Below are 18,262 nucleotides of genomic sequence, written 5' to 3' on the forward strand. Positions count from 1 at the left end.
CGTCACGCCGTGAGACGCGGGGACGGAGCGACGGTGGGGCGTGGTGGGGATTTCCCCCGCCGGCCGTGGGCGGGATACCGCATGGCGCGCAGGGGGCCAGGCACGGCAGGCTGCCGGCATGACCGCTCCCAGCTCGACGCCCGGCCGGGTCGACGGTGCCCTTCGGCACGACGGCATCGACCATCTGCCCTCGCCGCGGCCAGCCTACGACGTGACCACCTGGCAGGAGATCGCGCATCTGCTACTGAACCTGCCGGTGGCGGTGTTCGGCTCCGTCTACGCGATCGTCACGCTGGTCACCGGGGGTGCCCTCGCACTCACGGTGATCGGGCTTCCGTTGCTCGCGCTGTCCCTGCTGGGTGCCCGGCAGCTGGGGAAGGCGGAACGAGCTCGGTCCCGGGCGCTGCTCGGGGTGCGGGTGGAGGAGCCGACGCCGCTGCCGCTCGCCAGGGGCGGAGGGCTGCTTCAGCGGCTGTGGATGGCGTTGAAGGACCCGGTCGGCTGGCGGACCCTGCTCTACGGGGTGATCCGGCTCCCCTGGGGCACCCTCACGTTCTGCACCGTACTGACCTCGCTGCTCGTGCTGTGGCCGGTGTTGCCGTATCTCGCACGGATGCTCGCGAACGCCGACCGGGCGATGGTGCGCGTGCTGCTGTCACCCTCGGACGAACTGGAGCGCCGCATCGCCGAGTTGGAGTCGGACCGCGGGATCGTGGTCGACACCGCGGCGGCCGATCTACGCCGGATCGAGCGGGACTTGCACGACGGGGCACAGGCCCGGCTGGTCAGCCTGGCCATGGGACTCGGTCTGGCCAAGGAGAAGCTGCTGGAGGACCCCGACTCCGCGGCGGCGATGGTGGAGGAGGCGCACGGCGAGGTGAAGCTGGCCCTTCAGGAACTGCGCGATCTCGCCCGCGGGATCCACCCCGCGGTACTGACCGACCGCGGCCTGGACGCGGCCCTGTCCTCGGTCGCCTCCCGCTGCACGGTACCGGTGAAGGTCGACGTCGACCTGCCGACCCGACCGGCCCCGGCCATCGAGGGCATCGCCTACTTCACCGTCTCCGAACTGCTGCAGAACATCAGCAAACACAGCCGCGCCCGCTCCGCCTCCGTCGACGTGTGGCGCTCGGAGAACCGCCTGCTGATCCAGGTCCGGGACGACGGCCGAGGTGGCGCCCAGCTGGACGCAGGAAGCGGGATGCGCGGACTGGCGGAGCGGCTGGGCGCGGTGGACGGTCTGTTCGTGGTCGACTCGCCGGTCGGCGGCCCGACGGTGGTCACCGCGGAGCTGCCGTGGCGGGACCGGGAGGCGTAGCAGCACCCTCCGGGGCACCTGACCGCACCCTCTGGGGAGCGAGAACAACCGCCCCGCCCCGAGGAACACGGGGTTGCCCGGCTCCGGGTGTCCGAAGCCCTCCTCCCTCGCGAGCCGTGGGGGTGGGGGAAACCCCCGGTCCAAGACGCCGACGGCCTCCATGGCTCGGCCAGGCGTGACGGACGACCCTGGGGACTCGGCCGGATCGCTGTTCGAACAGTGGGGAAACGGCCGGGCACGACCAGACGCGCGCGACGCAGCCGGAGACAGCCGAAGACGGCTGGTGCCGGTTGAGATGGCTGAGACGGCTTGAGCTTGAGACAGCCGAAGACAACGAGGACGGGGCGACATTCAATGGCCACGGAGTACCGGCAGGAGTGCCGACGGGAGTACCGAGGGGAGTACGGACGGGGACACGAGCAGGGGTTCGGGCGGGCGACCGGGACTGGTCACGCGCTGCCCGCCGTGCTGCGGGCGCCGTTCGAGCCGCGCAGTTGGCGCGAGTTCGGCTACGTCCTGTTGAGCCTTCCGGTCTCCGTCCTCCTGTTCACCTGGTCAGTGACGATGGTGTCGCTGGGCGCGGGCCTGCTGGTGACCTTCATCGGTGTCCCGGTGCTGGCGGCGGCGCTCGCTGGCTGTCGGGGCTTCGGCGCGCTGGAGCGGGCACGGGCTCGCGGACTGCTCCGGCTGGACGTGGCAGCCCCGGAGCCGCTACGGATACGTCAGCCGGGCGCGCTGACCTGGATGGGCGCGGTCCTCAAGAGCGGCGCATCCTGGCGGAACATGCTGTACACGCTGGTGCAGTTTCCGTGGGCGGTGTTCTCCTTCTCGGTGGCGGTGAGCTTCTGGTCCCTGGGCTGGACACTGCTGACCTACCCCCTGTGGTTCTGGGTGTTCCCGATGTACGTCGGACAGAGCGGTCTGCAGTTGTACGGGGACGGACACCACAGCATCTATCTCGACAACCCGTTCGAGATCGCCCTGGCCGGCCTGGCCGGACTGCTGTTCACGTTGACCACACCATGGCTCGTACGGGCGCTGACGACCGTGGACGGGCTGCTGGTACGGGGACTACTCGGGCCGTCACTGCTCTCGGTACGTGTGGTGGAGCTGGAGTCGGACCGCGGGATCGTGGTCGACACCGCGGCGGCCGATCTACGCCGGATCGAGCGGGACTTGCACGACGGGGCACAGGCCCGGCTGGTCAGCCTGGCCATGGGACTCGGTCTGGCCAAGGAGAAGCTGCTGGAGGACCCCGACTCCGCGGCGGCGATGGTGGAGGAGGCGCACGGCGAGGTGAAGCTGGCCCTTCAGGAACTGCGCGATCTCGCCCGCGGGATCCACCCCGCGGTACTGACCGACCGCGGCCTGGACGCGGCCCTGTCCTCGGTCGCCTCCCGCTGCACGGTACCGGTGAAGGTCGACGTCGACCTGCCGACCCGACCGGCCCCGGCCATCGAGGGCATCGCCTACTTCACCGTCTCCGAACTGCTGCAGAACATCAGCAAACACAGCCGCGCCCGCTCCGCCTCCGTCGACGTGTGGCGCTCGGAGAACCGCCTGCTGATCCAGGTCCGGGACGACGGCCGAGGTGGCGCGGACGTCTCCCACGGCTCCGGCCTGGCCGGACTCGCCGGACGTCTGGACGCCGTCGACGGCGTCCTCGTCGTCGACTCGCCGGTCGGCGGCCCCACCCGAGTGATCGCGGAACTCCCCTGGCGTACCTCCGTGTGACGGCCGACCCGAGCGGACGACGATCCCGGTCGGTCCGCCCGGCTCGGCATGGCCCCGGTGATGTTCTCCGGGCACGACGGCACTACGGCCCGAATGCTGGAATGCTGTACCTCCGTACGGGCGGACGCCGCAGATGGACGTCGCGGAAGGACGTCGCCGCAGAATCGGGCTGTGGGGGGCCAGAAGACTGTGATGAACAGGGTGCGAGTGGTCATCGCCGAGGATTCAGTGCTGCTCAGGGAGGGCCTGACCCGGCTGCTGACCGACCTAGGGCACGACGTGGTGGCAGGCGTCGGGGACGCGGACAGGCTGGTGGAGAAGATCGCCGACCTGGACGCCCAGGACGCGCTGCCCGACGTGGTGGTGGCGGACGTACGCATGCCGCCGACGCACACCGACGAGGGCGTGCGAGCGGCGGTACGGCTACGCAAGGCGCACCCGGGACTCGGGGTACTGGTGCTGTCACAGTACGTGGAAGAGCGCTACGCCACCGAACTGCTGGCCGGTTCCAGCCGGGGTGTGGGTTATCTGCTCAAGGACCGGGTCGCCGAGGTGAGGGAGTTCGTCGACGCGGTGGTGCGGGTGGCCGAGGGGGGCACGGTGCTGGACCCGGAAGTGGTCGCGCAGTTGCTCGGCCGCAGCCGCAAGCAGGACGTGCTCGCGGGGCTCACCCCGCGGGAACGCGAGGTGCTCGGGCTGATGGCCGAGGGACGTACGAACTCAGCGATCGCCCGGCAACTGGTGGTCAGTGACGGCGCCGTGGAGAAGCACGTCGGCAACATCTTCCTCAAACTCGGTCTGGCTCCGAGTGACGGCGACCACCGGCGGGTTCTCGCGGTCCTCACGTATCTGAACTCTTGAGCGTCCGGCGGCGTCGCACGGGTGCGAGGGGCAAGGCTGCTGAAGCCAACCTGAACACCGGGCACCGCATGCGACATGCCGTCCTCCGTATCCAGGATCCGGGTTCCCCGGTCGCGCGGTACGCACCCTGCCGTCTTCCGACCCCCGCGTCCTGTGCGCCGTCTTCTCAGCAGGACGGGTACCCGGAAGGGTGCGGAAGGAGGGAACCGAGGACGCGCGGGAAGTCCCTCGACCGGCGCTTGAGCGGTACTGCGGGACATCATGGGAAACCAGCGCGACAGGCCGCCCCGAATTGCCGTCCGTTCCCCGGATGGCCTCGGGAAGGCGACCCTAACCGACGTAGGGTTGATCCTGGGATGGTCCGTGGGACGACCAAACCCCGGACAGCCGCCTCGAAGGAGGTCCAGTTCAGTGACCAGCCAGGTCAGCAGCCCAGCGGAGCAGACCGACGGAACCGTCGTGGGAGAGCAGCGCAAACCGGGCGACGCCAAGGACGTGCAGCGCCTGGACCGGGTGATCATCCGGTTCGCGGGGGACTCGGGTGACGGCATGCAGCTCACCGGTGACCGGTTCACCTCGGAGACCGCGTCCTTCGGCAACGACCTCTCCACCCTCCCGAACTTCCCCGCCGAGATCCGCGCCCCCGCCGGCACCCTGCCCGGCGTCTCCTCGTTCCAGCTCCACTTCGCCGACCACGACATCCTCACCCCGGGCGACGCCCCGAACGTGCTGGTCGCGATGAACCCGGCCGCGCTGAAGGCGAACGTCGGCGATCTACCGCGCGGGGCCGAGATCATCGTCAACACGGATGAGTTCACCAAGCGCGCCCTGCAGAAGGTGGGCTACGACAACTCGCCGCTGGAGGACGGCTCACTCGACGGCTACAGCCTCCACCCGGTGCCCCTGACCACGCTCACCGTCGAGGCGTTGAAGGGGTTCGACCTGTCCCGCAAGGAGGCCGAGCGCAGCAAGAACATGTTCGCCCTGGGCCTGCTGAGCTGGATGTACCACCGGCCCACCGAGGGCACCGAGGAGTTCCTGAAGTCGAAGTTCGCCAACAAGCCGGACATCGCACAGGCCAACATCGCCGCGTTCCGGGCGGGCTGGAACTTCGGCGAAACGACGGAGGACTTCGCCGTCTCCTACGAGGTCGCCCCGGCCGCCAAGGCGTTCCCGGTCGGTACCTACCGGAACATCTCCGGCAACCTGGCCCTGGCCTACGGTTTGATCACCGCTTCCCGGCAGGCGGATCTGCCGCTGTTCCTGGGCTCGTACCCGATCACGCCGGCCTCGGACGTCCTGCACGAGCTGAGCCGGCACAAGAACTTCGGCGTGCGCACCTTCCAGGCGGAGGACGAGATCGCGGGCATCGGCGCGGCACTGGGCGCGGCCTTCGGCGGCTCGCTGGCGGTGACGACGACGAGTGGTCCCGGTATCGCATTGAAGAGCGAGACGGTGGGTCTGGCGGTCTCTCTGGAACTGCCGCTGCTGATCGTCGACATCCAGCGCGGCGGCCCGTCCACCGGTCTACCGACCAAGACCGAGCAGGCTGACCTGCTGCAGGCGATGTACGGCCGCAACGGCGAGGCGCCGGTTCCGGTGATCGCTCCGTGCACTCCGGCGGACTGCTTCGACGCGGCGCTGGAGGCGGCCCGGATCGCGCTGACGTACCGTACCCCGGTCTTCCTGCTCTCCGACGGTTATCTGGCCAACGGCTCCGAGCCGTGGCGGATCCCGGACCTGGACGAGCTGCCCGACCTGCGGGTGCAGTTCGCCTCAGGTCCGAACCACACCCTTGAGGACGGCACCGAGGTCTTCTGGCCGTACCAGCGGGACCCGCAGACCCTCGCCCGGCCGTGGGCGATCCCGGGCACGCCCGGTCTGGAGCACCGCATCGGCGGCATCGAGAAGCAGGACGGCACGGGCAACATCTCCTACGACCCGGCCAACCACGACTTCATGGTCCGCACCCGCCAGGCGAAGGTCGACGGCATCGACGTCCCGGACATCGAGGTGGACGACCCTTCCCGGAGTCCTCAACCGCCTTCGGGCGGCAAGGGCCCCGACCGCGCGAAGACGCTGGTGTTGGGCTGGGGGTCGACGTACGGTCCGGTGACGGCCGCGGTGCGGCGGCTGCGCCGGGCAGGCGAGTCGATCGCGCAGGCCCACCTGCGCTACCTCAACCCCTTCCCGCGCAACCTCGGAAGTGTGCTGAAGCAGTACGACAAGGTGGTCGTCCCGGAGATGAACCTCGGGCAGCTCGCCACCCTGCTCCGGGCGAAGTACCTGGTCGACGCCCACTCCTACAACCAGGTCAACGGCATGCCGTTCAAGGCGGAACAGCTCGCCGCGGCGCTGAAGGAGGCCATTGATGACTGACGCCACCAACGGACTGCTGCAGCTGGTTCCCAAGGCGGAGAGCAAGCAGTCGATGAAGGACTTCAAGTCGGACCAGGAGGTGCGCTGGTGCCCCGGTTGTGGTGACTACGCCATCCTTGCCGCCGTCCAGGGGTTCATGCCCGAACTGGGGGTGGCCCGGGAGAACATCGTCTTCGTCTCAGGGATCGGTTGTTCCTCCCGCTTCCCGTACTACATGAACACCTACGGGATGCACTCCATCCACGGCCGTGCCCCGGCGATCGCCACCGGCTTGGCCACGTCCCGGCGGGATCTGAGCGTGTGGGTCGTCACCGGTGACGGTGACGCCCTGTCCATCGGCGGCAATCACCTGATCCACGCCCTGCGCCGCAACGTCAACATCAAGATTCTTCTCTTCAACAACCGGATCTACGGCCTGACCAAGGGCCAGTACTCCCCGACGTCCGAGGTCGGCAAGATCACCAAGTCGACGCCGATGGGCTCACTGGACGCGCCGTTCAACCCGGTCTCGCTGGCGATCGGTGCGGAGGCGTCCTTCGTGGCGCGCACGATCGACTCCGACCGCAGGCACCTGACCGGGGTGCTGCGTGCCGCGGCCGATCATCCGGGCACGGCTCTGATCGAGATCTACCAGAACTGCAACATCTTCAACGACGGCGCCTTCGACGCCCTGAAGGACAAGCAGCGGGCCGAGGAGGCGCTGATCCGCCTTGAGCACGGGCAGCCGATCCGCTTCGGTCCCGACGGCTCGCGCGGCGTCGTACGCGACCGGATCACCGGCGATCTGGACGTGGTGACGGTGACTCCGGAGAACGAGGCGGACATCCTCGTCCACGATGCGCGGTCCGCCTCCCCGACGACGGCCTTCGCCCTTTCCCGGCTCGCCGACCCGGACACCCTGCACCACACCCCGATCGGCGTCTTCCGCTCGGTGGAACGGCCGGTGTACGACACGGCGATGGCTGACCAGCTCGACACCGCGGTGGAGCAGAAGGGCAAGGGCGACCTGGCCGCGCTACTGGCCGGCGGCGACACGTGGACGGTCGTCGGCTGAGTCCACTTCGCCGTTTTCACGAGGCCCGGGACCGAGCGTCCCGGGCCTCGTCGTATGCCTGGCGTGCGGTCTCCACCTGGCCCATGCGGTCATGGGTCCACCGGGCGAGGGAGCGTACCTCCTCCGCCGCCTCGCGACCGAGGCCGGTGAGCGAGTAGTCGACGCGGGGTGGGATGACCGGCTTGGCATCCCGGTGGACCAGGCCGTCACGCTCCAGGGTCTGGAGGGTCTGGGTGAGCATCTTCTCGCTGACGCCACGGCCTCCGTAGGCACTGACGGCCCGGCGCAGCTCACTGAACCGGTAGGAGCGCTCCAGCAGTTCGATGAGGACGAGGACGCCCCAGCGGCTGGTGAGGTGCTCCAGGACGAGCCGGTACGGGCACTGGGCCTCGGCGTCCACGATCCGCTTCACACTTACCTCCATGCCAGTACCTTACTTCAAAGTGGGTACTTTCATAAAGTTAGCGCCATCTCTAGGGTGAGTGTCACACGGCATCCCGGTCCCACACCCAAGGAGTCCCGCATCATGAGCATCGTCGTCACCGGAGCCACCGGACACCTCGGCCGTCACGTCGTCGAGCAGCTACTGGAGAAGGTTCCGGCGGAGCAGATCACCGCGGTCGTTCGCGACGAAGGGAAGGCCGCCGACTTCGCGGCCCGCGGTGTACGACTCGCCATCGCCGACTACAACACGCCGGACACCTTCGCCAGGCTGTTCGCCGCCGGCGACCGGGTCCTGCTGATCTCCGGCACCGAGTTCGACAAGGGCCGGGTGCAGCAGCACCGGGTCGTCATCGACGCGGCGAAGGCGGCCGGTGTGGCCCTGCTCGCGTACACGAGCGCCCCGAGCACCCTGACGGCCGCGCTGGCGGACGACCACCGGGCCACCGAGGAGGCGCTGCTCGCCTCCGGCCTGCCCTACACGCTGCTGCGCAACGGCTGGTACCACGAGAACTACACCGAGAACCTGGCCCCGGTACTGGAGCACGGCGCGGTCGTCCAGGCCGCCGGGGACGGCCGCGTCTCCTCGGCGTCTCGCGCCGACTACGCCGCAGCCGCGGTCGCGGTGCTCACCGGCGAGGGCCACGAGAACACGACCTACGAGCTCGGCGGCGACGAAGCGTGGAGCTTCCCCGAGTACGCCGCCGAACTGGGCCGGCAGACCGGCAGGGAGATCGCGTACCACCCGGTGTCCGTCGAGGCGCTCACCGGCGTCCTGGCCGGCGCCGGCCTGCCCGCCCCGTTGGCCGCGCTCCTGGCCGGCGTGGACGCCTCGATCGAAAAGGGCGAACTGGTGGTCTCCTCCGGCGACCTGGCCCGCCTGATCGGCCGCCCGTCCACGCCGCTGACGGAGGCCGTCACGGTCGCCCTCAAGGACTGAGCCCGCTCCGACCGGCATCCCACCCCGGCGTGTCATGACCGTATGGCGATACGGGCATGACACGCGGGGGTGCTCGGCGCTACCTTCGTTCCCGCGTGCGTGGCACGGCGAGCGTGGGTGCGGCGAATAAGGAGGAGCCCGTGGCCGGGATGTCCAAGGGTGAGCAGCGAATAGGCCTGCTGAACGGCTTCGCCGCCTATGGCATGTGGGGGCTGGTCCCCCTGTTCTGGCCGCTGCTGAAACCCGCCGGGGCAGTGGAGATCCTCGCCCACCGCATGGTGTGGTCCCTGGCGTTCGTGGCCGTCGCCCTGCTCTTCGTACGGCGCTGGGGCTGGGCCGGGGAACTACTGCGCCAGCCACGCAGGCTCGGGCTCGTCGCGGTGGCCGCAGCTGTCATCACCGTGAACTGGGGCGTCTACATCTGGTCCGTGAACTCGGGCCATGTCGTCGAGGCCTCCCTCGGCTACTTCATCAACCCGCTGGTCACCATCGCGATGGGCGTGCTCATCCTGAAGGAGCGGCTACGGCCCGTGCAGTGGGTGGCGGTCGGCACCGGCCTCGTCGCCGTCGTCGTCCTGGCCGTCGGCTACGGCCGCCCACCGTGGATCTCGCTCTGTCTCGCCTTCTCATTCGCCACCTACGGCCTGGTGAAGAAGAAGGTCGGCCTCGGCGGTGTGGAATCGCTGGCCGCCGAGACCGCGATCCAGTTCCTGCCCGCACTCGGCTATCTACTGTGGCTCACCGCGCACGGCGACTGCAGCTTCGTGAACGAAGGCACCGGGCACGCCGCGCTGCTCGCCTCCACCGGTATCGTCACCGCGCTGCCGCTGGTCTGCTTCGGCGCGGCGGCCATTCGGGTGCCCCTGTCGACGCTGGGCCTGCTGCAGTACCTGGCCCCCGCCTTCCAGTTCCTGCTCGGTGTCCTCTACTTCGGTGAGGCCATGCCGCCCGAGCGGTGGGCCGGATTCGGGCTGGTCTGGCTGGCGCTGATCCTGCTCACGGGCGACGCGCTGCGCTCTGCGCGCCGCGCGGCCCGCACCCTCACGAGCAAGACCGGCACGCCGGGCGCCGCCATGGCCACCGAAGCGGTACGAGCCGTGCCGCGGACGGAGGCGACGACCCTGCCCTGCGGACCCGAGCCGGACGCCGAAGCCGCCCGGCCATGACCGGCGCGCGCCGCGGGGGCCGGCGCACAACCAGCCCGTCCGACAGCCGCCCCGACCGTAAGCGGCGGCCATGAGCGGTGACCCGGCGAACGGTCAGCAGGCCACGCCGGGATCAAGAGGACTGTAGGCCGCTTGCAGATAGCCGTATCCGGTGGGGTCCTCGAACGGGGAGTTCGTGAGATCCCCATTCTTGTGCTTTCCGTACCCCGACTCAGAGATCTTGAACTTGATATCGGACTTGATGTGGAGGGTTCCGTTGACTTTGGCCGGCTCCGGAGACCGCTCCCACCAGCCGGTACAGCGCGGAGCGACTCGGCAACTCCATGAGAATGGAGTGAAATTCAAGCGTGAATTTTTTAATCCGTTTGTGGAGTAGGGCTGTTGGTCAGGTCAGCGAAGTCTCTGAGGCACCCGGGCCCCGGCCGGCCTGCCGGGCCCGCCGGTTACGGCTGCCTGGCCCGCGCCGCCCGGTCGGCCAGGCGGACCATGCGGGCGCGGGCGGACTCCAGGGGGCGCGGGTCCTCGGCGGCGGGGCCGGGTTCCGCGGCGAGGTCCGTCCACAGATCGATCAGGTCGCGGCCCAGTCGCAGCCCCTCCTCGGGGTCACGCACCGCGCGCCAGGCCGTCGCCGCGCTCTGCACATTGCCGTGGGCGACCTCCGCGCCCCAGGCCCGGCGGCGCAGGCGGGCAAGGTCCAGGGACAGCCCGCAGGCCCGGACCGGGTCGTCCGCCAGATAGGCGATGTAGGCCACGAGTTCACGCAGGTGCAGTACCTCGGGATGACGGAGGCCCAGCGCTGCGGTCGCCCCGGTGACCGTGCGGTCGGCGAGGTCCGCCGCCGCCTCGATGCGGCCGGTGCGGACGGCCTCGCAGATCTGCCTCATCGGCTCGGTCAGTAGATCGGCGCCCTCCACGGTCTCGATCAGGGGCCCGTCGCCGAGCACCTCCTCAGCAACGGCGTCGAAACCCCGGGGCCCGGCGGGGGTGGGCGGAGTCGTGTGGAGCCCTGCTTCGGTCCCGGTCGGCGGCACGTCGACGCGGCTCACCGGCAGGTCGATGGCCGGTGCAGGAGTGAACGGGTGCGCCGCACCCGACGTGCTGGGCCCCGCCGGGAGAACCGCACCCGCAGCACTCGGCCCCGCCAGGACAGCCGGCTCCACGGTGACCGGCTCCTCCGGTACCGCAGTCACCCGCACCGGCTGTCCCAGCACCCGGCTGGAGCCGTTCGCCGAGACCTCCAGGGACACGACCCAGCCCGCGCGGTCGTCGTGGATGGTGGTGCGTATGGGGGCACCGAGGCTGATGGCCAGGCGCTGGAGGTGGTTCAAGACGGCCTGCTGGATCTCCTCGCCCGGCGCCGCCACAACGGACACCCCGCCCACCGACGCGCCTCCCGCGCCGAACACCCGGACGGGGACTTCCTCCAGATGCGCTGCGGGCCGTTGCGCCCGCTGCTTCTCAAAGCTGAGTCGAGACATCGGTTTCCCCTCATTCCCCCGGCGTCACGATCCGGTGCTCCACGACCTGCCGACCAGTCTGTCGGCTCCGGCCGCCATCCGCGTCACCGCGACGTCACAGCCTCGCACCAGCCACACCGTGGGGCACACCGGTGCGGCGCGGAAAGGGCCTACGCACTGATGTCCTTCGTCGTGAACCGTGCCCAGGCCGCCGAGCCGAACACACCCGCGTACAGCGCCTGGAGACCGAGGTTCCGGACCAGGCCGTCCCAGTAGACGGGGTCGCGCATCAGGTCGGCGAAGGACAGCCAGTAGTGCGAGAAGAGGTACGGCTGGATCGCGTGCAGCTGGGGTATCTGATCGAGGATCTGGACGGTGATGAGCAGCCCCACGGTGGTCGCCATCGCCGCGATGCCACTCTGGGTGAGGGTCGACACGAACAGGCCGAGGGCCGCCACGCCGACCAGTGAGACGGCCACGACCAGGGCGATCAGCAGGGCCCGCCCCAGCCCTTCGGCGAAGCTGATCCGGGTGCCGGAAATGGTCGTCAGATCGCCGAGCGGGAAGAGCAGCGCGCCGACGATCAGCGCGGAAACGGCGACGACCAGGGTGGCCAGCACGCAGAAGGCCATCACGGTCGCGTACTTGGTGAGCAGCAGACGGGTGCGGCCGGCCGGGGCGACCAGCAGATAGCGCAGGGTGCCCGCACTCGCCTCGCCCGCGATCGCATCGCCGGCGACGACACCGACGGCCATCGGGAGGAAGAACGGCAGGGTCGCGGCCAGCGCCGTGAACACCAGGAAGAGGCCGTTGTTGGTGATCTGCGCGATGAACGCCGGGCCCGCGCCACCGCCCCGACCCGCTCCCGGGCCGCCCCGCGTCTCGGTCCTCACCGCGATCCCGACCAGTACCGGCACCGCGGCCAGCACCCCGAGCAGGGCGAGGGTGCGCCAGCGGCCGACGGTGATGACCAGTTCGCTGCGCAGCAGCCCGAAGGTCCACAGGGGACTCGGACGCCGCGCCCCGGCCGAACCGACGGCCTCATCCCGCGACATCGAATCCCTCCCCCGTCAGTGCCACGAACGTGTCTTCCAGCGACGCTCGTTCGAGCGTAAGGCCCCGGACCCGGACGCCCGCCGTGACCAGGGCCGCAGTGACCTCGGCGAGGTCCCGCGCGGGCGGTTCACCGGTGACCCGGTCGCCGTCGGCAGTGACGTCCCCGACGCCCTGCTCCTTGAGCACCCGGGTCGCCTCGGCCGCGTCCGGGGTGGTCACCACCAGCCGGCCGCGCGCCCCGGCCGCCAGGTCGGCCACCGCGCCCTGGATGACGAGCCGGCCATGAGCCATCACCGCCGCGTGGGTACAGACCTGTTCGATCTCGTCGAGGAGGTGGGAGGAGAGGAAGACGGTCGTGCCGTCGGCGGCCAGTTCCCTGATCAAACTGCGGATCTCGCGCATCCCCTGCGGGTCGAGGCCGTTGGTCGGCTCGTCCAGGACGAGCAGCCTGCGCGGCTGGAGCAGTGCGGTGGCCAGCCCCAGGCGTTGTTTCATGCCGAGCGAGTAGGCCTTGGCCCTCTTGCCCGCGGCGGCGGTCAGGCCCACCCGGTCCAGTGCCGCGGCCACGCGCGCGCGCCGGGTGCGTGGGTCTGCGGTGGGGTCGGCGGTGTCGTAGCGCAGCAGGTTGTCGCGGCCGGAGAGGAAGCCGTACAGCGCTGGGCCTTCGATGAGCGCGCCGACCTGCGGGAGGACGGTGCGGACAGCCCGGGGCATGGGTAGGCCGAGCACCCGGACCGTGCCCGCGGTCGGCTCGATCAGGCCCATGAGCATGCGGATGGTGGTGGTCTTGCCCGAGCCGTTCGGGCCGAGGAAACCGAAGACGCTGCCCGCCGGGACGGTCAGGTTGAGACCGTCGACGGCAAGTTGTCCGCCGTGGTAGCGCTTGGTGAGGCCGCGCGTGGCGATGACGCTCGTCTGCGTCTGTCCCGGGACGCGCTCCGGTGCACTCTCGGCACCCGGTCCCTCCGGGTGCCGTGCCTCCGGGCGCGGTGCTCCCCTGTCCGGCCTCTCCCCGCCGGCGCGTTCCCCACCGGGGCCCTCCCGGTCCGTGGCGGACGGTGCGTCCATCGGCTCCCCCTCGACTCATCGTGCTCGGGAAGGGTTACTTCCCCGCGTCGGCCGCCTTCACCAGGGCGCCCTTGGTCACCGCGCCGGCGTAGACCTTGCCGTCGTCGGTGATCAGCGCGTTGACCAGGCGGGTGGTGAGGACAGTGCCCTTGCCGAACTTGCCGGACACCGGATCGCCGAGCGAACCGAGGAAGCCGCCGAGGTCACCGCCCCGGGAGCCGGCCGGCAGGCCTCCCTTGGCACCGGTGTCGAAGGTGGCGATGGACGTCCAGCCCTTGCCGAGGACGTCGGCCCCCGGGGCGCCCTCGGCCAGTTCGCGGCCGGAGCCGCGCTCGTGCCGGGGTGCCTGGGTCCGCTGCTTCTCCTGCGTGACCTTCGCCCCCTCGGGTGGGGTGAAGTCGAAGGTGGAGGAGGCCGGCTCGGCGAAGGAGACCTGGGTGAAGCCCGCGTCGACGACCGCGGCGCCCCCGCTCTTCGGGGTCAACGTGAACTTCAGCGGCAGACCCGTCTTCGCGTCCACGACGATGCTGATCGCGCCGACCGTGGTGCCGGACTGCTTGGGCCGGATCAGCAGCCGGTAGGCATCGCGGCCGGCGATCCGCTCGGTGCCGTCGACCGTGACGGAGGTGGTGTCGTCCACCGACTTCAGCGCCTTGTCGGCGAAGTCCTTGGGCGTGGCGGGGGGCTCGGCCCTGTGGTGCTTGCCGGAGTCGGCCGCGGTGCCGTGGTAGACCTCGTTGCTCTTGCTGTCGTAGCCCCACACGTCCTTGCCGTCGTGGATGAGGCTGTACTCGGCGCCTTGCTCCAGCAGTGACACCTTCTGCCGGTCCGGGCCGTCGGCGGCGACGCGCAGGGTGTGCGTGCCGGAGAGCAGTTCGGTGAATTTGGACTGCGGGTCGGCAGAGGAGCCGTCACCGGAGCCCTTGGCCACCCGGGAGGCGATGCTGTTCTCCAGGCCTCCGAGGTTGGGCAGGCCCAGGTCGGTGTTGATCTTCACGGTGCCGGACAACTGCTGGACGTCCGACTTGGCGATCTTCTCGATGAGCTGCTGCGCGGTGATCTTCGGCAGGTTGGGGTCACCGGAGTCGGCGAGCGCCGGGACCAGTCCGATCGTGGCCGCTGCCACCCCCACCACCGCCACGGGGACGGCGTACCGGGCGGCCTTGCGCCGACCGGAGCCCGAGTGCTCGTCCCTCGCGGCGACCGCTGTTTCGTCGGAATCGTACGGTGCCATGTGTGCCTTACCTCCGTTGTCGGCGGCGGCCGTCCTCACGCTGGTCCACCTGAGCCGCCATTCTCACCCGAATCGGTGAGGAGTGGTGATGTCCCTGGTCTCCATCTGACCAGACCGGCCGTGAGGAAGCGTCAGTCCTCGGAGGCAACTCCGTCTACGCCTGCGGTATGACACGCAGGTGTGGCGGCTCGGGGTCCCGTAGGGGTCGTGCACGGCACCGTCCCGCGCGGGCCATCAGCCGGCGCGGTGCACCACCGCGTCGCACAGCTCCGTCAGCGCCGCCTTGGCGTCGCAGTCCGGCAGCGGCGCCAGGGCGGCCCGCGCCTCCTCCGCGTACCGGACGGTGTCCCGGCGGGCCTGTTCCAGCGCGGGGTGCGCGCGCAGCGCGGCCAGCGCCTCGGAGTGCCGGGTGTCGTCGCTGAGGTCGGAGTCCAGCAGTTCGCACAAGGCGACGTCCTCGGGCAGCCCCAGCCGGGCCGCCTGCTCGCGCAGGTGGAGCACGGGCAGCGTCGGGATACCCTCCCGCAGGTCGGTGCCGGGGGTCTTGCCGGACTCGTGGGAGTCGGAGGCGATGTCCAGGACGTCGTCCGCGAGCTGGAAGGCGACCCCAAGACGTTCGCCGTACTGGGTGAGCACGTCGACGACCTGCTCGTCGGCGCCGGACATCATGGCGCCGAACCGGCAGGACACCGCCACCAGCGCGCCCGTCTTGCCGCTGAGCACCTCCAGGTAGTGCTCGACCGGGTCGCGGCCGTCCACGGGACCTGCGGTCTCCAGGATCTGACCGGTGACCAGCCGTTCGAAGGCGAGCGCCTGCACCCGGACGGCCTCCGGGCCCAGGTCGGCGAGGATCTGGGAAGCGCGAGCAAAGAGGAAGTCACCGGTGAGGACCGCGACGGAGTTGTCCCAGCGGGTGTTGACACTGTCCACGCCACGTCGCACGGCCGCTTCGTCCATGACGTCGTCGTGGTAGAGCGTGGCGAGGTGGGTCAGCTCCACGACGACCGCGGACGGCACCACGCCCGGCGCGGACGGGTCACCGAATCGCGCCGCGAGCATGACGAGCAGCGGCCTGAACCGCTTCCCGCCGGCCCGCACGAGGTGCTGTGCGGCCTCGGTGATGAAAGGGACCTCGCTCTTGGTGGCTTCGAGCAAGCCTTCTTCGACAGCCACCAATCCGGCCTGGACATCGGCTTCCAGCGCCTGGTCCCGCACGTTCAGCCCGAACGGCCCGACGACGGTCACGAGAGGTCTCCTGTCTGCTGGTGCCTGCTGGCGATTACACGGTTTGTCGATAGGTCGCTGCCCTCACTCAAGTCAGCGTATCCGGTCCGGTTTCGATCACCGATAGCGCCCACCGGTCCAGCCCGGGCGGTATTGGATCATGATCGCTATGGTTTTGATCGGTTGATAAGAACGGACATTCGTTGACTTAGCGGCAATACATTCACTTTGTCGCGAAATGTGTGATAAGTGGAGTAACGCCCACACCGCCACCAGAGCCTCACATCACAGACCCCACCCTCACCCGGATCCGGATCCGGATCCGGTACGAATACCCCGAACACCCCGAATACCCTGAATACCCCTTGTCTGATTTGCTGCACTTTGCCATTTCGTGAGTTGAGTCACGCACCATCATCGTCCCACTCCGGCCGCCGACGCCCCTTCTCCCTCTACCCGTCGGCGAGTTGGGGGCAGACGGCCGAAAAGGATCAAGCACCCCATAACGCGCAGACCAAGGTCAAATAGTGCGTTGTGTGAATCCGGCACTTGTTCCCGACATGTGCCCTCGCATACGTTCCCGGCCGTCGGGCGGACGCCGAATCCTGCCGCCGCCCGCGTAACCCATCGACGAACTCATTCGTACGGCAGGAGCGGGGGACCCAGGTAAGTCGCCTGACCGGACGGCACATGCCGCACCGGAACGGCTAGGGGTGAAGCCGTGCCTCCTCCAGGGCACGGCCGGGCACCTCCCCGCCCGAACCCGACAGCTCACCTCGCAGGCGTCGGAGAGGAACTTCCCCATGCCTGCTGCCGCTCAGTACCGCCGTTCCCGGAACAACCGGCTCGTCCGCACCCTCGCCGTGCTCGGCACCAGCGCCGCCGTCCTCGCGGTGCCGCTCATCGGCGCCACGTCCGCCTCCGCGGCCACCGGTCCTGCCACGGCGGCGGCCACCACCATCGCCGGGTACCCGAACAACCTCGACGGCTGGATCCGTGAGTCCCTCGCGATCATGGCCCAGAAGGGCATCCCGGGCACCTACAACGGCATCTACCGCAACATCATGCGGGAGTCCTCGGGCAACCCCCGCGCCATCAACCTCTGGGACTCCAACGCCGCCGCGGGTACCCCGTCCAAGGGCCTGCTCCAGGTCATCGACCCGACCTTCGCCGCGTACCACGTGGCCGGCACCTCGTTCGACCCCTACGACCCGGTCGCCAACATCACCGCCGCCTGCAACTACGCGGCCGCGCGGTACGGGTCGATCGACAACGTGTACGGCGCGTACTGACAGCCGGCAGAGCGGCGCGTCGCCGCTGCCCCACCGGCACACCCCCGTTGCCCCACCGGCGCCCCACCACTGACGGACCGGCGCCCCACCGCTGACGGACCGGTGCGCACCGGCACCTGACGACCCGGTGCGCACCGGCTTCCCGTCGGACAGCGTCGCGCTGATGCGCCAGCCAGCCGGTCAGCTGGTTCAGCTGGTTCAGCCGGCGAGGAAGAGTCTTTCGAGGACGACGGCGACGCCGTCGTCCTCGTTCGACGAGGTGGTCTCGTCGGCCACGGCCTTCAGTTCGGGATGGGCGTTGGCCATGGCGATCCCGTGCGCGGCCCAGTCGAACATCGGGATGTCGTTGGGCATGTCACCGAAGGCCAAGGCCCGTTCGGGACCAGTGCCGAGATGCTCGGCGGCCAGCGCCAGCCCGGTCGCCTTGGTCACCCCGCGCGGCTGGAGTTCCACGGTTCCCGGCCCCGACATGGTGACCGTCGCCAGCGAGCCCACCACCGCGCACGCCACGGCCGCCAACTCGTCATCGGACAAGGTGGCATGGCGCAGCAGCACCTTGCTGATGGGTTCGCACCACAGGTCGTCGCGGCGTCCGACCCGCACCGCGGGCAGGGTCGGGTGGGGCATCCGATATCCGGGTTCGATGAGCGTGAGCCCGTCCACACCGTCCTGGTCGACGGCCGCGAACACCTGCCCCACTTCGGCCTCGATCTTGCCGAGCGCCGTCTCGGCCAGCTCGCGGTCCAGCCGGACCGACCACAGCAGGCAGTCGTTTCCGGCGTCGTAGACCTGGGCCCCCTGCCCGCACACCGCGAGGCCCGCGCAGCTGAGTTGGGCCAGCAACGACCGCACCCGCGGGGCCGGGCGGCCCGTCACGACGAGGTGCCGGGCTCCGGCCCGCGCCACCCGGGCGAGCGCGGCGAGAGACCGGTCGGAGACGGTGTCGTCGCCGCGCAGCAGCGTCCCGTCCAGGTCGGTCGCGATCAGTGCATATGCGGGGGTGGGTGCCATGATCAGAGAATACGGACACCGCAGCCC

The 18,262-nt window shown here is 69.9% G+C and carries 15 protein-coding genes and 1 riboswitch; of the genes, 8 read left to right on the forward strand and 7 right to left on the reverse strand.

The features are described 5' to 3' along the window. Positions 1 to 118: 118 nt before the first annotated feature. The 5 genes from LK06_RS12685 to LK06_RS12705 all read left to right on the forward strand — a co-directional run bounded on the left by LK06_RS12685 (position 119) and on the right by LK06_RS12705 (position 7,346). Entirely contained in the window at positions 119 to 1,318 is a 1,200-nt protein-coding gene (locus LK06_RS12685; RefSeq protein ID WP_086083313.1) for a sensor histidine kinase, read from the forward strand. Between the two features lie 354 nt (positions 1,319 to 1,672). Continuing rightward, positions 1,673 to 3,052 carry a sensor histidine kinase gene (locus tag LK06_RS12690; RefSeq protein ID WP_086083315.1) on the forward strand — a complete coding sequence of 460 codons (1,380 nt, stop codon included), beginning with the start codon at positions 1,673 to 1,675 and terminating at the stop codon, positions 3,050 to 3,052. Between the two features lie 192 nt (positions 3,053 to 3,244). Continuing rightward, the gene (locus tag LK06_RS12695) at positions 3,245 to 3,913 is read left to right on the forward strand and encodes a response regulator transcription factor (protein WP_078858689.1); all 669 of its coding nucleotides are present in this window, start codon (positions 3,245 to 3,247) and stop codon (positions 3,911 to 3,913) included. Between the two features lie 411 nt (positions 3,914 to 4,324). Then, positions 4,325 to 6,292, forward strand: coding sequence for a 2-oxoacid:acceptor oxidoreductase subunit alpha (locus tag LK06_RS12700; protein WP_039651144.1), 1,968 nt, complete (start codon positions 4,325 to 4,327; stop codon positions 6,290 to 6,292). After that, entirely contained in the window at positions 6,285 to 7,346 is a 1,062-nt protein-coding gene (locus LK06_RS12705) for a 2-oxoacid:ferredoxin oxidoreductase subunit beta (RefSeq protein WP_039651143.1), read from the forward strand. The genes LK06_RS12700 and LK06_RS12705 overlap by 8 nt, the downstream gene beginning before the upstream one ends. A gap of 16 nt (positions 7,347 to 7,362) precedes the next feature. Here the strand turns inward: LK06_RS12705 and LK06_RS12710 are convergent, their stop codons facing one another. Continuing rightward, a complete protein-coding gene (locus LK06_RS12710; protein WP_039651141.1) occupies positions 7,363 to 7,770 on the reverse strand; it encodes a winged helix-turn-helix transcriptional regulator in 408 nt (135 codons plus the stop codon). Positions 7,771 to 7,872: 102 nt separating this feature from the next. Between LK06_RS12710 and LK06_RS12715 the strand changes: the two genes are divergently transcribed. Beyond that, positions 7,873 to 8,727: an SDR family oxidoreductase gene (locus tag LK06_RS12715; protein ID WP_043431930.1), complete on the forward strand. Its 855-nt coding sequence runs from the start codon at positions 7,873 to 7,875 to the stop codon at positions 8,725 to 8,727. A 140-nt stretch (positions 8,728 to 8,867) separates the two neighbouring features. Then, positions 8,868 to 9,893, forward strand: a complete 1,026-nt coding sequence (rarD, locus tag LK06_RS12720; protein ID WP_078858684.1) for an EamA family transporter RarD — start codon at positions 8,868 to 8,870, stop codon at positions 9,891 to 9,893. Between the two features lie 443 nt (positions 9,894 to 10,336). On the opposite strand, the gene LK06_RS12725 is transcribed toward rarD, so the two are convergent. The 5 genes from LK06_RS12725 to LK06_RS12745 all read right to left on the reverse strand — a co-directional run bounded on the left by LK06_RS12725 (position 10,337) and on the right by LK06_RS12745 (position 15,953). After that, entirely contained in the window at positions 10,337 to 11,371 is a 1,035-nt protein-coding gene (locus tag LK06_RS12725; RefSeq protein ID WP_174673856.1) for a hypothetical protein, read from the reverse strand. Between the two features lie 149 nt (positions 11,372 to 11,520). Continuing rightward, on the reverse strand, positions 11,521 to 12,405 hold the full coding sequence (locus tag LK06_RS12730; protein WP_039651137.1) for an ABC transporter permease: 885 nt from the start codon (positions 12,403 to 12,405) through the stop codon (positions 11,521 to 11,523). Next, complete coding sequence (locus tag LK06_RS12735; protein WP_039651136.1) at positions 12,392 to 13,474, reverse strand: ABC transporter ATP-binding protein; 1,083 nt, start codon at positions 13,472 to 13,474, stop codon at positions 12,392 to 12,394. Before LK06_RS12735 ends, LK06_RS12730 begins: the two co-directional genes overlap by 14 nt. 34 nt (positions 13,475 to 13,508) lie before the next feature. Beyond that, a complete protein-coding gene (locus LK06_RS12740; protein WP_039651134.1) occupies positions 13,509 to 14,708 on the reverse strand; it encodes a LolA family protein in 1,200 nt (399 codons plus the stop codon). 234 nt (positions 14,709 to 14,942) lie between these two features. Then, entirely contained in the window at positions 14,943 to 15,953 is a 1,011-nt protein-coding gene (locus LK06_RS12745) for a polyprenyl synthetase family protein (RefSeq protein WP_039651132.1), read from the reverse strand. A gap of 597 nt (positions 15,954 to 16,550) precedes the next feature. Then, positions 16,551 to 16,732: riboswitch (cyclic di-AMP (ydaO/yuaA leader) on the forward strand. A gap of 3 nt (positions 16,733 to 16,735) precedes the next feature. Between LK06_RS12745 and LK06_RS12750 the strand changes: the two genes are divergently transcribed. After that, entirely contained in the window at positions 16,736 to 17,224 is a 489-nt protein-coding gene (locus tag LK06_RS12750; protein WP_039651131.1) for a transglycosylase SLT domain-containing protein, read from the forward strand. 198 nt (positions 17,225 to 17,422) lie between these two features. Here LK06_RS12750 and LK06_RS12755 read toward each other — a convergent pair whose 3' ends face one another. Continuing rightward, on the reverse strand, positions 17,423 to 18,235 hold the full coding sequence (locus LK06_RS12755; protein ID WP_039651129.1) for an HAD family hydrolase: 813 nt from the start codon (positions 18,233 to 18,235) through the stop codon (positions 17,423 to 17,425). Between the last annotated feature and the right edge of the window lie 27 nt (positions 18,236 to 18,262).

The sequence above is a fragment of the Streptomyces pluripotens genome (assembly GCF_000802245.2).
In the GTDB taxonomy this organism is placed as follows: domain Bacteria; phylum Actinomycetota; class Actinomycetes; order Streptomycetales; family Streptomycetaceae; genus Streptomyces; species Streptomyces pluripotens.

Coding starts and splice junctions, on each gene's coding strand:
- LK06_RS12685 (WP_086083313.1), top strand. CDS start 119: ATGACCGCTCCCAGCTCGACGCCCGGCCGGGTCGACGGTGCCCTTCGG.
- LK06_RS12690 (WP_086083315.1), top strand. CDS start 1,673: ATGGCCACGGAGTACCGGCAGGAGTGCCGACGGGAGTACCGAGGGGAG.
- LK06_RS12695 (WP_078858689.1), top strand. CDS start 3,245: ATGAACAGGGTGCGAGTGGTCATCGCCGAGGATTCAGTGCTGCTCAGG.
- LK06_RS12705 (WP_039651143.1), top strand. CDS start 6,285: ATGACTGACGCCACCAACGGACTGCTGCAGCTGGTTCCCAAGGCGGAG.
- LK06_RS12710 (WP_039651141.1), bottom strand. CDS start 7,770: ATGGAGGTAAGTGTGAAGCGGATCGTGGACGCCGAGGCCCAGTGCCCG.
- LK06_RS12715 (WP_043431930.1), top strand. CDS start 7,873: ATGAGCATCGTCGTCACCGGAGCCACCGGACACCTCGGCCGTCACGTC.
- LK06_RS12725 (WP_174673856.1), bottom strand. CDS start 11,371: ATGTCTCGACTCAGCTTTGAGAAGCAGCGGGCGCAACGGCCCGCAGCG.
- LK06_RS12730 (WP_039651137.1), bottom strand. CDS start 12,405: ATGTCGCGGGATGAGGCCGTCGGTTCGGCCGGGGCGCGGCGTCCGAGT.
- LK06_RS12735 (WP_039651136.1), bottom strand. CDS start 13,474: ATGGACGCACCGTCCGCCACGGACCGGGAGGGCCCCGGTGGGGAACGC.
- LK06_RS12740 (WP_039651134.1), bottom strand. CDS start 14,708: ATGGCACCGTACGATTCCGACGAAACAGCGGTCGCCGCGAGGGACGAG.
- LK06_RS12750 (WP_039651131.1), top strand. CDS start 16,736: ATGCCTGCTGCCGCTCAGTACCGCCGTTCCCGGAACAACCGGCTCGTC.
- LK06_RS12755 (WP_039651129.1), bottom strand. CDS start 18,235: ATGGCACCCACCCCCGCATATGCACTGATCGCGACCGACCTGGACGGG.